13 protein-coding genes are annotated in these 13,933 nt (G+C 70.9%); 10 read left to right on the forward strand and 3 right to left on the reverse strand.

What is annotated here, in order from left to right:
- Positions 1-32 precede the first annotated feature (32 nt).
- Complete coding sequence (locus tag LGI35_RS40710; RefSeq protein WP_227299446.1) at positions 33-1,319, reverse strand: cytochrome P450; 1,287 nt, start codon at positions 1,317-1,319, stop codon at positions 33-35.
- 29 nt (positions 1,320-1,348) lie between these two features.
- Positions 1,349-2,725 (reverse strand): glutamine synthetase family protein, encoded by a 1,377-nt coding sequence (locus LGI35_RS40715; RefSeq protein WP_227299447.1) that lies wholly within the window; start codon positions 2,723-2,725, stop codon positions 1,349-1,351.
- A 345-nt stretch (positions 2,726-3,070) separates the two neighbouring features.
- Between LGI35_RS40715 and LGI35_RS40720 the strand changes: the two genes are divergently transcribed.
- From LGI35_RS40720 to LGI35_RS40765, 10 genes are all read left to right on the forward strand, one after another.
- Positions 3,071-3,259 carry a ferredoxin gene (locus tag LGI35_RS40720; RefSeq protein WP_100593447.1) on the forward strand — a complete coding sequence of 63 codons (189 nt, stop codon included), beginning with the start codon at positions 3,071-3,073 and terminating at the stop codon, positions 3,257-3,259.
- Between the two features lies 1 nt (position 3,260).
- Positions 3,261-4,505, forward strand: coding sequence for an NAD(P)/FAD-dependent oxidoreductase (locus tag LGI35_RS40725; RefSeq protein WP_227299448.1), 1,245 nt, complete (start codon positions 3,261-3,263; stop codon positions 4,503-4,505).
- 13 nt (positions 4,506-4,518) lie between these two features.
- A complete protein-coding gene (locus LGI35_RS40730) occupies positions 4,519-5,325 on the forward strand; it encodes an acetoacetate decarboxylase family protein (RefSeq protein WP_227299449.1) in 807 nt (268 codons plus the stop codon).
- 34 nt (positions 5,326-5,359) lie between these two features.
- Complete coding sequence (locus tag LGI35_RS40735; RefSeq protein ID WP_227299450.1) at positions 5,360-6,823, forward strand: aldehyde dehydrogenase; 1,464 nt, start codon at positions 5,360-5,362, stop codon at positions 6,821-6,823.
- On the forward strand, positions 6,816-7,760 hold the full coding sequence (locus LGI35_RS40740; protein ID WP_227299451.1) for a 3,4-dihydroxyphenylacetate 2,3-dioxygenase: 945 nt from the start codon (positions 6,816-6,818) through the stop codon (positions 7,758-7,760). The genes LGI35_RS40735 and LGI35_RS40740 overlap by 8 nt, the downstream gene beginning before the upstream one ends.
- A 10-nt stretch (positions 7,761-7,770) precedes the next feature.
- Positions 7,771-8,619, forward strand: coding sequence for a fumarylacetoacetate hydrolase family protein (locus tag LGI35_RS40745; protein ID WP_227299452.1), 849 nt, complete (start codon positions 7,771-7,773; stop codon positions 8,617-8,619).
- Between the two features lie 115 nt (positions 8,620-8,734).
- Positions 8,735-9,370, forward strand: coding sequence for a TetR/AcrR family transcriptional regulator (locus LGI35_RS40750; protein WP_227299453.1), 636 nt, complete (start codon positions 8,735-8,737; stop codon positions 9,368-9,370).
- A gap of 153 nt (positions 9,371-9,523) precedes the next feature.
- On the forward strand, positions 9,524-10,981 hold the full coding sequence (locus LGI35_RS40755) for an APC family permease (RefSeq protein ID WP_227299454.1): 1,458 nt from the start codon (positions 9,524-9,526) through the stop codon (positions 10,979-10,981).
- A 111-nt stretch (positions 10,982-11,092) separates the two neighbouring features.
- The gene (locus LGI35_RS40760; RefSeq protein WP_227299455.1) at positions 11,093-12,583 is read left to right on the forward strand and encodes an aldehyde dehydrogenase; all 1,491 of its coding nucleotides are present in this window, start codon (positions 11,093-11,095) and stop codon (positions 12,581-12,583) included.
- A complete protein-coding gene (locus LGI35_RS40765) occupies positions 12,580-13,305 on the forward strand; it encodes a gamma-glutamyl-gamma-aminobutyrate hydrolase family protein (RefSeq protein WP_227299456.1) in 726 nt (241 codons plus the stop codon). The genes LGI35_RS40760 and LGI35_RS40765 overlap by 4 nt, the downstream gene beginning before the upstream one ends.
- 18 nt (positions 13,306-13,323) lie before the next feature.
- On the opposite strand, the gene LGI35_RS40770 is transcribed toward LGI35_RS40765, so the two are convergent.
- Positions 13,324-13,896, reverse strand: coding sequence for a MarR family winged helix-turn-helix transcriptional regulator (locus LGI35_RS40770; protein ID WP_227299457.1), 573 nt, complete (start codon positions 13,894-13,896; stop codon positions 13,324-13,326).
- Positions 13,897-13,933 lie beyond the last annotated feature (37 nt).

Raw genomic sequence — 13,933 nt, forward strand, 5'->3', positions numbered from 1 at the left:
CTCTGCGGCGGCTGACAGGCAGGGAGAACTCGTCAGGCGAGGGTGACCTCGACGGGGAGCTTCTTGATTCCGTTGACGAAGTTGGAGCGGACGCGTGGGACGTCGCCGGTGAGGCGGATGCCGGCCAGGCGCGGGATCAGCTCCTCGAACATGATGCGGATCTCGGTGCGGGCAAGGAGGTTGCCCAGGCACAGGTGCGGGCTTCCCTTGCCGAAGGTGACGTGGTCGTTGTCCGTGCGGGCGACGTCGAAGTTGTACGGGTTGCCGAAGACCTTCTCGTCACGGTTGCCGGAGGCGTACCACATGACGACCTTGTCGCCCTCCTTGACCTGCTTGCCGCCGAGTTCGACGTCGCGGGTCGCGGTGCGGCGGAAGTGGTAGACGGGGGACGCCCAGCGCAGGAACTCCTCGACCGCCGTCGGGATCAGGGAGGGGTCCTCCTGGAGGCGGGCCAGCTGCTCGGGGTGCTGGAGCAGGGCCAGCATGGAGTGCGTGATGGTGTGGCGTGTGGTCTCGTTGCCGGCGACCACGAGGAGCAGGAAGTAGTTGTCGAAGTCCTGCCCGGACAGCGGCAGTCCGTCGCGGGGGGTCTCGTTGACGAGCTTGGAGACCAGGTCGGTGCCGTGGCCGCCGCGTCGCTGACGGGCCAACTCGCGTCCGTACTCGAAGACTTCGAGGGAGGCGGGGGAGCGGAACGGCAGGTCGCGGTACTTCTCGCTCTCCTCGCTCCCGAGGAGCACGTCCGCGTAGTCGGGGTCGGTGTTGCCGATGATCCGGTTGCCCCAGTCGATGAGCTGCTGGTTGTCCTCCGGCGGCACGTCGAGGAGGCGGGCCAGTACGTTGATGGGGAAGTCGGCGGAGACCTCCTGGACGAAGTCGAAGCTGCCCTTGGCGAGCGCCGTGTCCAGGGTCTTGGCGGTCAGCCCGCGCAGGAAATCGGTGTAGCTGTTGATGACGCTCGCGCCGAACTGGCGCTGGAGCAGGCTGCGCATCGCGCGGTGACGCACGCCGTCGAGTTCCAGGATGGAGGCGCGCTTCTTGATCTGGTCGTCGTCGACCTCTTCGAGGTTGACGAATTTGGTGGAGGTGAACGTCTCGGCGTCGCGGTCGACGCGTGCGATGTCCTCGTGCCGGGTGACCGCCCAGAAGCCCGAGTTGGGGGCCTCTTCCGGCTGCCAGTGGACCGGGTCCTCGTGGCGCAGGGTGTGGAACATGCGCCAGGGGGTGACGCCGTCGGTGAAGTTGTCGAGGTCGGCGAGGTCGACGTCGGCGAGCGGCATGGGTTCGGTCGGGGCGATGGCGTCGGTCGGGTTCGTCATGGGGGTGCTCCTGAAGGTGGTGCGGCCGGTCAGAGGTGGTAGGAGTACTCGGTGAACTCCCAGTCCGTGACGTGGTGGTTGAAGCGGTCGACCTCGTCGCGCTTGTAGGTGAGGAAGGACTCGGTGAAGTCCTTGCCGAGGACCTCGGTCAGCGCGTCGTCCGCTTCGAGGGCGTCGAGTGCGGCGGGCAGGGTCGTCGGCAGCATCTGGGACTTCTCGGGGTCGTAGCCGTAGCCCTGCAGGGGTGCCGGCGGCTCCTTGCCGTCCTGGATGCCGAGGAGCGCGGCGGCGCAGAGCGCCGCGGTCGCGAGATAGGGGTTGGCGCTGGCGTCGCCGAGCCGGAGCTCCAGGCGGGCGCCGGAGCCACGCTCGGGCGGGATGCGGACCATGGCGCTGCGGTTGTCGAGGCCCCAGTCGATCAGCCACGGCGCGAGGGTGTCGGGTCCGAAGCGCTTGTACGAGTTCACGGTCGGGTTGAGCAGGGCCGCGAGCGCGGGTGCGTGGGCGAGGATGCCGGCGATGGCGTGCCGGGCCGTGTCCGACAAGCCGTAGGCGCCTGAGGGGTCGTCGAAGACGTTACGGCCCTCTTCGGCGACGGAGTCACCGGTGGCTTCGCCGGAGAAGTGGAGGTGGAAGCCGGAGCCTCCGGCGTCGTTGAAGGGCTTGGCCATGAAGGTGGCCAACTTCCCTTCCTTGCGGGCGATTTCCTTGACCGCGGACTTGAAGAGGAAGGCGCGGTCGGCGGCGTCCATCGCTTCCGAGTGGGTCAGGTTGATCTCGAACTGGCCCGCGTCGAACTCGTGGTTCGCGCTGATGACGCCGATGTCGAGATCGCGCAGCGCGCGCAGGGTGGGCAGCAGGTGGTTGTCCGCGTCGGCGCGCAGTCCGGCCGTGTAGACGACTCCGGCGACGCCCTGTCCGTAGCGGCGCCAGCCGGTCGGCGCGGCCGTGTCCTGTTCGAGCAGGAAGTACTCGAGCTCGGGGCCGACGACAGGTCGCAGACCGGCTTCTTCGCAGCGGGTGAGCACCGAGCGCAGCAGGTCGCGCGGGGACTCCGGGCTGGGGGAGCCGGTGGCGGGGTCGGTCGTCTCGCCCAGGCACCAGGCGACGCCCGGCTCCCAGGGCAGACCGCGGGCGGTGGCGAGGTCGGGTCGTACGGTCACGTCGGGGAGGCCCGCGTCGAGGCCGCCCCTGACCGGGACCACGTCGCCCTGCGGGGTGGTGTGGTAGACGGCGCGGCAGAAGGCGAGGCCGTGGTCGCAGGCCGAGGGCAGATGGTCGAGCAGGACGTCACGGGCGCGGTCGGTGCCGATCAGGTCGGGATACGTCACCCGGACCACGTCGATGCCGTCGGCGGCGAGCCGGTCCATGGCGGTGCGGACTTCTGGGGTGTCTTGAGCGCTCACCGATGTCTCCTCGGCGGATGTGAACGGGGGCGTGGCGGCCGGCCGCCGGGCGGGGTGGCCCGTCAGGCGAGGGCCCGGCGTCGGGGTGTGGACGCCAGACCGGCGTCCACCCGTTGTTTGGTGCCAAACGGTATGGACGGCCGCCCCTCTCCGCAAGGGGTGCAGGGAAAGAATTTATCCATCTGGATAGCTCTTGACCAGGATCCGTTCGCTTCCTATGTTGTTTGAAGCCAAACGAGTTGGGGAGTGCGGCCATCCGTACCCCTTTGGCAGGGGCCCGGCCACGGAGCCGGGCCCCACTTCCCTCAGTGCGCCCCGACGCCCTCACCTCCAGGAGGACCGGCCATGAAGGTCGTCGTCGACATGAACAAGTGCCAGGACCACGGACAGTGCGTCTTCTCGGCCCCCGACGTCTTCCAGCTGGACGACACCGGGCGCCTCGCCTACGTCAGCGACCCCGACGACGCGCTGCGCGACGAGGTCGAGGAAGCCGCAGACGTCTGTCCGCTGCAGGCCATCCGGATCGAGGCCTGAGATGGCCGAGACGGCTCACGTCCCCCGGAGCCCGGGGCGCGTCGTCGTGGCCGGTGCCTCGATGGGCGGCCTGCGCGCCGCCGAACAGCTGCGCGCCGCCGGCTGGACGGGCGCGATCACGGTCATCGGCGACGAGCCCCATATGCCGTACAACCGGCCGCCGCTGAGCAAGGACGTGCTCGCCGGGACCGCATCCTTCGAGTCCCTCGCGTTCACGCCCCGAGCGAGTGCGGCGGACGTCGAGTGGCGACTGGGCACGACCGTCACCTCCGCCCGCCTCGACGAACGCGTCGTCGGACTCGACGACGGTACGGAGCTCGCCTTCGACGGCCTGGTCGTCGCCACCGGCATGCGGCCGCGCAAGCTGCGCTGCGACGGCCCTTCGGGTCCCGGCAGCGGCCGGCACACCGTGCGCACCCTCGCCGACGCCCGGGGCCTGCGTGACGAACTGACCCGGCCGGGCGTCCGTGTGGTCGTCATCGGCGCGGGCTTCATCGGCTGCGAGGTCGCCGCCACCGCCAAGGGCCTGGGCGTCGGCGAGGTGACGGTGGTCGACCCCGAGCCGTTGCCGATGCTGCGCCCGCTCGGCGAACTCCTGGCCCGCTCGCTGCACCGGCGCCACGAGGAACGCGGCGTGCGCTTCGCCCTCGGCGCAGGTGTCGCGGGCTTCGAGGGCGAGGACCGGGTGACCGGTGTCGTCCTCACCGACGGGACGGTGCTCGCGGCCGATGTGGTCGTGGAGTCCGTCGGCTCGGTCGCCAACACCGAATGGCTGGACGGCAACGGCCTGGATCTGTCCGACGGGGTCCTGACCGACGAGCAGCTGCGCGTCGGCGGCCACCCGAACGTCGTCGCCGTCGGCGACGTCGCCCGCTTCCCCAACGCCCGCTACGACGGCGTGCCCCGCCGCGTCGAGCACTGGTCGATCCCCACCGACTCCGCCAAGCACGCCGCGAAGAGCCTCGTGGCCCACCTCGCCGGCAGCGTGGCACAACCCGCGCCGTTCGCCCCGCTGCCCACCTTCTGGAGCGACCAGCACGAGTTCCGGCTGCAGTCCTTCGGCGCACCCGCCCTCGGCATCGCCGACGTGCGCGTCCTGGACGGCCACCCGGAAGGTGACGTCCTCGTCGGCTACCACCGCGACGACCGGCTCGTCGGGGTGGTGGCGCTCGGCGGCCCCGCCGCCACCACCGGCGCCGCCCGCTACCGCGCCCAGCTCCTCGCGCGGCCCGCCCTCATCTCGTAAGGAACCCCCAGTCATGGCCAGCGTCCGTGGATACTTCCACCCCAAGACGGCGACCGGCGACGCCTCGCTGATCCCCTCCCCGCCGTGGCACTACTCCGGCGACCTGCTCACCGTCGAGTACCGCACCGACCCCGCCCGGGTGCGCGAACTCCTTCCCGAACCACTGGAGTTGGCCGATGAGGACCCCGGCGCCGTCGCGCTGATCTGGGCCGACTGGCAGTCCTGCGCCGCGGACGGGAGCCAACTGCTCGACCCCGTGCTCGCCCAGTACAAGGAGGCCTTCGCGGTCGTGCGCTGCCGGTACAAGGGGCGCACCTACTCGCGGTGCGTGTACATCTGGGTCGACAAGGACTTCGCCGTCGCGCGCGGCCTGCACCAGGGCTACCCGAAGAAGCTCGGCTCCATCCACCAGACCCGCCCGCACCCGTACGGCCCCGCGCCGCGCATCGAAGCCGGCGCCCGCTTCGGCGCGACCCTCGCCGCGGCCGACCGCCGCCTGGCCCAGGCCGTGGTCACCCTGCGCGAACCGTCCGAGACCAACGGCTTCGTCAACAGCCACCCGATGGCCCACCACCGCTGGCTGCCCTCCATCGAGAAGGGCAAGGGGCTGGCTCTCGACGAGCTGATCGAGACCGGCGCCGCGTCCTTCGAGGCCGGTCAGGCGTGGGTCGGTGACGCGGAGCTGGAGCTGTTCGAAGCGCCCACCGAGGAGCTGGCCCGACTGGAGATCAGGGAGCCGATCGCCGCCTACCACCGGCAGGTCGGCGTCGTGTGGGACGGCGGCACGCTGCTCGAGTCCGGCACCTCCGGAGCCGAGTGACTCCCGCCCACTACCTGCCACTTGGAGACTGGACATGAGCGAACACACCCTCACCGTGGCCGGTGTCACCGTCGACACCCGGCACTGGATCGGCGGCGAACGCGTCGCCTCCGCCGACACCTTCGTGGACGTCTCGCCGATCGACGGGAGCGTCATCGGCGAGATCGCCCGCGGTACGGCGGCAGAAGCGTCGGCCGCCGTTGCCGCGGCCCGCGCCGCCTTCCCCGGCTGGGCGGCCACCCCGCGCGCCGAACGGGCGCGGATCCTGCACGCCGTCGCCGACGCCGTCGAGAAGCGCGTCGAAGACCTCTCGATCGTCGAGACCCACGACAACGGCGCTCTGCTGCGCTCGCACCGGCGCGGTGTGATGCCACGCGTGGCACACAACTTCCGCTTCTTCGCCGACTGGCTCCTCGGCCTCGGCCACGACGACTTCGACACCCGCGGCCACACCAACCACGTCAGCTGGGACCCGGCGGGCCCCTGCGTGCTGATCACCCCGTGGAACGCACCGCTGATGCTGGCCAGCTGGAAGATCGCCCCGGCGCTCGCCGCGGGCAACACCGTGATCCTCAAGCCTGCCGAGTGGTCGCCCCTCACCGCCTCCCTGTTCGCCGACATCGCCGCCGAGGCCGGACTGCCCGCCGGGGTCCTGAACGTCGTGCAGGGCTACGGCGTCGAGGCCGGCAGCGCGCTCGTCTCGAACCCCGACGTGCGCCGCATCAGCTTCACCGGATCGGTGCCCACCGCGAAGACCATCGCCGCGGCGGCAGCCGCCAACCTGGTGCCCGCCAGCTTCGAACTCGGCGGAAAGTCACCGCTGTTGGTGTTCGCGGACGCCGACCTCGACCTGGCGGTCGACCTGGCCGTGGAGCAGTACGACAACGCCGGACAGGTGTGCCTGGCCGCCACCCGCATCCTCGTCGAGGAGACGATCGCGGAGGAGTTCACGCGGCGCTTCGCCGAGAAGGCATCGGCCCTGCGGCAGGGAGATCCGCGCGACGAGAGTACCGACATCGGCCCCAACATCCACACCCGCCAGCTGGAGAAGATCGACGGCTTCGTGCAGCGGGCCCTCGCAGCCGGGGCCCGAGCCGTCATCGGCGGCCGACGGGGCGAAGGTCAGTACTACGCGCCGACCCTGCTCACCGATGTCGCCCAGGACTCCGAGATCGTCCAGGAAGAGGTCTTCGGCCCCGTCCTGACACTGCAGACGTTCGCCGACGAGGACGAGGCGGTCCGCCTGGCCAACGACACCCGCTTCGGGCTCGCCGCCACCGTCGCCACCGGAGACCGCGGTCGCGCCGAGCGCGTCACCGACCGTCTCGTAGCCGGCACGGTCTGGGTCAACTGCTTCTTCGTACGCGACCTCCAGGCGCCCTTCGGCGGCTCCCGGCACTCCGGGGTGGGCCGCGAGGGAGGCACCTGGAGCTTCGACTTCTACTGCGACCTCAAGAACACCGTGACGGCGCCGAAGGGCTGGCGGGACCATGGGTGAGATCGTCGGGGCGGGGCTGCTCGCCCATGTGCCCACCGTCGTGCTCCCGCAGGAGACGCGCCTGGAACTGAACGAGGGCAAGGAGATCACCCTCGTCACCGGTCTGAACGAACTGCGGCGCGAGGTCTTCGAGGGGGATGCCGCCCAGGAGTACGACACCGTCGTCGTCCTGGACTCGCACTGGGCCACCACCGTCGAATTCGTCGTCACCGCGCAGCAGCGCCGGGCCGGGCTCTTCACCTCCGAAGAGCTGCCGCGCGGCATGTGCCGGATGCCCTACGACTTCCCGGGCGACCCCGAACTCGCCGAGAACATAGCCGGGTTCGCGGACAAGCACGGCACCTGGATCACCGCGATCGACGACCCGTACCTGCCGATCTACTACGCCACGACCAACCTGTGGAAGTTCCTCGGCGAGGGCCTGCCCGACAAGAAGTGGGTCACCATCGGCGTCTGCCAGACCGGTGACATGGAGGACCACCTGCGCCTCGGACGAGCGCTCGCCGACGGCATCGCCGCCACCCCGGGCCGCCGCGTCCTGCTCATCGCCTCTGGCGCCCTGTCGCACACCTTCTGGCCGCTGCGGCAACTGCGCGACCACGAATCGAGCGACCCCGCGCACATCTTCACCGCCGAGGCGCGCGAGGCCGACCACGAACGCATCGCCTGGTTCAAGGAAGGCCGTCACGACAAGGTCATCGACACGATGGACGCGTTCTGGAAGTTCAAGCCCGAGGCCAAGTTCTTCCACTACCTGATGATGGCGGGCGCCCTCGGCGAGCGCGCCTGCGTCGCCAGGGCGCGCCAGTACGGCGAGTACGAGAACTCGATCGGCACCGGCCAGGTCCACCTGTGGTTCGACCGCCCCGCCGGCGGCTGGACCGGCGACGGCCTGTCCGCACACCCCGCACCGCACAACCCCCACAGCCGCGCCTAGGAGCCCCCTCATGCCCGAGTACCGCCGCATCCTCCTGGACGGCGCGGCCGTCCAGGTCCTCCGCGAGGACGACGAACTGGTCGCCGGCGACGGCCGCCGCGTCAAGGTGGAGGACGCCCAGCACCTTCCCCCGGTCGTCCCCTCGAAGGTCGTCGCCGTCCATCTCAACCACCGCAGCCGCGTCGACGAGTTCCAGATCGAGCTCACGCCCACCCCGACGTACTTCCACAAGCCCACCTCGGCCCTCAACTCCCACAAGGGCGCGATCGTGCGCCCCGAGGGCTGCAAGTGGCTCAACTACGAGGGCGAGGTCGCCATCGTGATCGGCAGGACGGCCCGCAACATCTCGCCGGCCGACGCGGGGGAGTACATCGCGGGCTACACGATCGCCAACGACTACGGCCTGCACGACTTCCGCGACACCGACGCCGGCTCCATGCTGCGGGTGAAGGGCTCCGACACCCTGTGTCCGCTCGGCCCGGGCCTGGTCACCGACTGGGACTTCCGCGACAAGTACCTGCGCACCTACGTCAACGGAGAGGTGGTGCAGGACGGCTCCACCGCGGAGATGGAGTGGGACATGCACTACCTCGTGGCCGACATCGCGCGCACCATCACGCTGTACCCCGGCGACGTGCTGCTCTCCGGCACACCGGCCAACTCCCGTCCCGTGCAGCCCGGTGACGTCGTCGAGGTGGAGGTGGAAGGTCTGGGGCGGCTGACCAACCACATCGTCACCGGTCCCACCGCGATCCGCTCCGACGTGGGTGCCCAGCCGACCGAGTCCGAGGAAGTCCTGTCCACCGCGCTGGGCGGCGACTGGGAGTTCCGCGGCATCCGCCCGCCCCGCCGGGGCTGACGGATCACGAACCGCGCCGTGCCGGGCCGGCCCCCGAAGCCGCCCGGCGCGGCGCCCCGAGCGCGGTGCTGCACGATCGACCGGCAGCCACCGCGGGCTAGGTAGGGTCCCTGACGTGACCGAATCCGCCGAAGCGCCAGACGAGAAGATCAGCCGAAGCCCTCGTGGCAAGGCGCGCAAACGGCTGGACTACGGAGCGGGCCGTGACGCGCTCCTGAGCGCGGCCGTGCGGGTGGTGGCCCGCGGTGGCCTGCGCAGACTGACCTACCGCGCCGTCGCGGAGGAGGCCGGTGTCACCCACGGTCTGGTCGTGCACCACTTCGGTTCCCGCGACGCGCTCATCGAGGCGGCGCTGGCCCACACGGTGCACACCAGCCTGCACACCAGCGCCATGGAGTCCGGCACCGGCAGGACCGCGGACTTCTCGGCGGGGCTGTCGCAGATGGTCGCCGCCAACCCGGACCTGCAGGCGTTCCAGTACGAGCTGATGCTGGAGTCCCGGCGCAGGCCGGAGCTGCTGCCGCCGTTGCGCACCCTGTACGACGAGTACTTCGACGCGGCCCAGCGCGAGTTGAACCGCATGCTCCCGAAGGACGCGAGCCCGGCCCTCATGCGGCTCGTCTTCGCCGCGCTGGACGGCCTCGTCCTGCACCAACTGGTGCTGGGCGAACCGGAGATGACCGAAGCCGCTCTGGAGGAGCTGAGGTCGCTGCTGCGCGGGCTCGGGGCCGACTCCGAAGACGACGGCTGACCCTTCGCCACCCACGGGTTCGAGGGGGCAGGCGGGGCCCCGGCCGGAACCATCCCGCAGGGCCTTGCCAAACGCCGGGTCCCATCCGACTATGGGGCAACTCGTTTGGCCTGAAACGAATCGCCCCTCCCTCATCCCCGGCAGGTGATCCGCGTGGACAGTCAGACGGTCGCAAGGCAACAGACCGTGCAGGACCCGCCCACAGCAGGCAAGCTCAAGTCCAACGCCCTCGGCGTCGTGGGCATCCTCTTCTTCGTCCTCTCCGCGCAGGCGCCGCTGACCGGCATCGCAGGCGCCCTCCCCATCTCCGTCGGCCTCGGCAACGGCGCGGGCGCCCCGGCCGGATACGCCGTGGCAGGGGCGGTGATCTTCCTCTTCTCGGTCGGCTTCGTCGCCATGGGCCGCCATGTCGTGGACGCCGGCGCCTTCTACACGTACATAGGCAGGGGCCTCGGCCGGACCACGGGTACCGGCAGCGCCGGTGTCGCACTCTTCGCCTACTGCACGATCCAGGCCGCCATGTACGGGCTCTACGGGTCCATCGTGAGCGGGCTGGTGGCGCAGTACACGGGCCTCGACGCGCCCTGGTGGGTCTGGGCCGTGGTGACGATGGTGATCGTCCAGGTGCTCGGCGCCGCGGGCATCGAGATGGGCGCCAAGGTGCTCGCGGTCTTCGTCCTCGCCGAGTTCAGCATCCTGCTCGTCTTCGCGCTGGTCACCCTGGTCAAGGGCGGCGGCCCGGAAGGACTCGGCTTCGCCGAGAGCTTCTCGCCGAAGGCCGCGCTGCAGGGGGCACCGGGGGTGGCGCTGATGTTCGCGGTGGCGTCGATGTTCGGCTTCGAGGCGACCGCGATCTACGGAGAGGAGGCGCGTGAGCCCAAGAAGACCGTCCCGCGCGCCACGTACCTGTCCGTCGCCGTCGTCACCGGCTTCTTCGCCTTCACCTCCTGGATGCTCGTCTCCGCCTACGGGGCCTCGCACGCTCCTGCGGCCGCGGGCAAGGCGCTGGCGGGCGGCGACGGCGTGGTGTTCGTCCTCTCACCCGTCGCGGACCTGTTCGGTGGCTGGGCGGGTGACGTCCTGCCGGTCCTGCTCGCCACCTCGCTCTTCGCCGGCATCCTCGCCTTCCACAACTCCGCCAACCGCTATCTGTTCTCGCTCGGCCGTGAAGGGGTGCTCCCGCGCAGGCTCTGTACGCTCAACCGGCGCCACTCGCCCTGGGCCGCCGGCACCGTGCAGACCGCGCTCGCGCTGCTGCTCGTCGTGCCGTTCGCGCTGCTCGGCAAGGACCCCGTGCTGAGCCTCTTCTCCTGGTTCAGCGGCGTGGCCGTCCTCGCGATGATGCTGCTGTACTTCCTGACGTCGGTCTCCGTGATCGTCTTCTTCCGCCGCGAACGCCTCGACACCCGCCCCTGGAACACGCTGATCGCACCGGCCCTGGGCGCGCTCGGAATCGGTGGCGCGATCTGGGTGATCCTGGCCAACTTCACGACGCTCATCGGCGGTTCGGCCGAGACGGCGACCTGGCTCGTGCTGAGCGTCCCGGCCGTCCTCGTGCTGAGCGCCGTCGCGGCCCGGGCCGTCCGCGCACGGCCGGGCGCGACGGCCTGACTCCGTCCGCTCCCTGTCGGGGTGCGCCGACGCACATGTCGCCGCGCACCCCGACACGCGGACACGATTTCATTTGACCTCAAACACATTCAGTGAGCCGGAGGCCACACCATGCTGGAACTCACCCACGACGAGTGGCTGAGCCGCGCCAAGGAGCTGGACCTGTCCGGCTTCCACCACATCGACGGCGCCGACGAACCGGGCGGCGGCGCAACCTACGCGGCCGTGTCACCCCGTGACGGACAGGTTCTCGCGCAGGTGGCGGACGGGGGCGCGGCCGAGGTCGACGCCGCGGTGGCCGCCGCGCGCCGCGCCTTCGACGCCGGCCCGTGGCCCCGCCTCGCACCCGCCGACCGCGGCCGCGCACTGCTCCGCCTCGCCGACCTCCTGGAGGAGCGGCGCGACCGCCTCGCTCTCACGGTGAGCCTGGAGATGGGCAAGCCCATCACGGACGCGTACGACATCGAGCTGCGCGCCGCCGTCAACACCTTCCGTTTCTACGGACAGTTGGCCGACAAGCTGACCGACGAGTCCCCGCACACCGCGCCCGACGCGCTGGCCCTCGTCACCCGCGAGCCGGCCGGAGTCGTCGGCGCGGTCGTCCCGTGGAACTTCCCCCTGACCATCGCCTCCTGGAAGGTCGCCCCGGCGCTCGCGGCCGGCTGCACCGTCGTCCTCAAGCCCTCCGAGAACTCGCCCCTGTCGGCGCTGCACCTGGGGCGGCTGGCCACCGAGGCGGGCCTGCCCCCCGGCGTCCTGAACGTCGTCACCGGCGACGGCCCCACCGCCGGGCGCGCCATCGGACTGCACCCGGACGTCGACGTCCTCGCCTTCACGGGGTCGACGGCCGTCGGACGGCACTTCCTGCACTATGCCGCGGACTCCAACCTCAAGCGCGTCTGGCTCGAACTGGGCGGCAAGTCACCCAACATCATCCTGCCCGACGCCCCCGACCTGGAGAAGGCGGCCGCGACCGCCGCCTGGGGCATCTTCTTCAACCAGGGCGAGATGTGCACCGCACCCTCCCGCCTCCTCGTCCACACCTCCGTCGCCGAACGTGTCACCGAGGCGATCGTGCGCCGGGCCGGCGAACTGCGTGTCGGCGACCCCCTCGACCCCGCCACCGAGATGGGCGCCCTGGTCGGCGAGGCCCACCTCGGCCGCGTACTCGACCACATCGACACGGGCACGAGCGAGGGTGCGCGGCTGCGCACCGGCGGCACCCGCACCCTGACCGACACCGGCGGCAGCTTTCTGCAGCCGACCGTCTTCGACGGGGTGAACCCCGGAATGCGGCTCGCCCGCGAAGAGATCTTCGGCCCCGTCCTGTCCGTTCTCACCTTCGACGACCTCGACGAGGCCGTCGCCCTGGCCAACGCCACCGAGTACGGACTCGCCGCCGGGCTGTGGACCTCCGACCTGTCCACCGCTCACCAGGTCTCCCGCGCCCTCAAAGCCGGAACGGTGTGGGTCAACTGCTACGAGGAGGGCGACCTCACGGTGCCCTTCGGCGGCATGAAGCAGTCCGGCAACGGCCGGGACAAGTCCGCCCACGCCATCGAGAAGTACACCGAACTCAAGACCACCTGGATCCAGCTGTGACGCCCAGGCCCCTCATCGCCGTACCGGCCCGGTTCGCCGCCTCCACCTCGGCACTTCGGTACGCGGCGGAGGTCAACGCCCGCGCCCTGATCGAGGCGGTCTGGAACGCCGGCGGGGAACCGGTCACCCTCCACCCGCACGCACCCGGCGGCACCGCCGACCCCGGCGAGGTGGCCGCCCGGCTGGCCCGCTTCGACGGCCTGCTGCTGCCCGGTGGCGGCGACATCGCACCGCACCGCTACGGAGTCGCCGCGGCACACGCCAGCGTCTACGACGTCGACGACACCCAGGACGCCTTCGACCTCGAACTCGCCCGCCAGGCCCTGGACGCCGCGCTACCGCTACTCGCGATCTGCCGGGGACTCCAGGTGGTCAACACCGCGCTCGGCGGCACGCTGCACCAGGACATGGGCGGCCCCGAGCGCGAGCACCGGCACATCGTGCACCCGGTGGCGATCGAGCGCCTCTCGCTTCTCGAACAGGCCACCGGGACCGAGAAGGTCGACGCGTCCTGCTACCACCATCAGCGGGTGGACCGGCTCGGCTCGGGGCTCAGAGTCACCGCCCGCGCCGCCGACGGAACGGTGGAGGCGCTCGAACTCCCGGAAGCGCGCGGCTGGTTCACCGCCGTGCAGTGGCATCCGGAGGACAGGGCACACGAGGACGGCGCCCAGCAAGCCGTCTTCGACGCCCTGATCCGGGCGGCGCGCGCTCACGGCTGACGCCTCCCGTGGCGCCGGTCAGGCCTTGGGGCGGCGCCCGCTGCGGCGGGGGGCCGGCTCGGCGCCGTCCAGAAGGGCGAGCCGGCGTTCCTCGCCGTGCTCCTCGACCTGGAGCACCACCCGGCGCAGCCCGTCCGCGACGCTGCGGCACTCCTCGTCGCTGAGCTGCCCGGCGACGAAGGCCTCCTCCTCGTTGAACTTCGGGAACACCCGCCGCATCAGCTCCTCACCCTCGTCCGTGAGGCTGAGCAGCACGAGCCTGCCGTCGCTCGGGTGCCCGGCACGCCGCACCAGACGCCGCGCCTCCAGCGTGCGGGAGACCCCGGTGAGCGTGCCCTTGGAGATGCCGGCCTCCTCGGCCACATGGCGGGTCTCGGACTCGCCCCAGACCCAGATCACCCAGAGCACGACGAACGAGGTCCAGGTGAGGTCGGCCTCGCGCAGGACCGAGTTCTCCAGGTGCTGACGGACGGCCGAGGCGGCCCGGTAGATGTTGGCCACCACCGCCATCTGTTCATGGCGGACCGGCATTCCACCGAGCTTCGCCTCTGCCAGCTTCTCGGCTTCGGTGATGGATCGTTGGCCTGGCACGAGCACACTCCTTCGGCGCCACCGCGGCGCGTTCCGG

This window comes from Streptomyces longhuiensis, assembly GCF_020616555.1.
GTDB lineage: Bacteria > Actinomycetota > Actinomycetes > Streptomycetales > Streptomycetaceae > Streptomyces > Streptomyces longhuiensis.

What these genes read in the sequence shown, in the direction of transcription:
- LGI35_RS40710 (WP_227299446.1), bottom strand. Translation starts at nt 1,319, where the DNA reads ATGACGAACCCGACCGACGCCATCGCCCCGACCGAACCCATGCCGCTC.
- LGI35_RS40720 (WP_100593447.1), top strand. Translation starts at nt 3,071, where the DNA reads ATGAAGGTCGTCGTCGACATGAACAAGTGCCAGGACCACGGACAGTGC.
- LGI35_RS40725 (WP_227299448.1), top strand. Translation starts at nt 3,261, where the DNA reads ATGGCCGAGACGGCTCACGTCCCCCGGAGCCCGGGGCGCGTCGTCGTG.
- LGI35_RS40730 (WP_227299449.1), top strand. Translation starts at nt 4,519, where the DNA reads ATGGCCAGCGTCCGTGGATACTTCCACCCCAAGACGGCGACCGGCGAC.
- LGI35_RS40735 (WP_227299450.1), top strand. Translation starts at nt 5,360, where the DNA reads ATGAGCGAACACACCCTCACCGTGGCCGGTGTCACCGTCGACACCCGG.
- LGI35_RS40740 (WP_227299451.1), top strand. Translation starts at nt 6,816, where the DNA reads ATGGGTGAGATCGTCGGGGCGGGGCTGCTCGCCCATGTGCCCACCGTC.
- LGI35_RS40745 (WP_227299452.1), top strand. Translation starts at nt 7,771, where the DNA reads ATGCCCGAGTACCGCCGCATCCTCCTGGACGGCGCGGCCGTCCAGGTC.
- LGI35_RS40760 (WP_227299455.1), top strand. Translation starts at nt 11,093, where the DNA reads ATGCTGGAACTCACCCACGACGAGTGGCTGAGCCGCGCCAAGGAGCTG.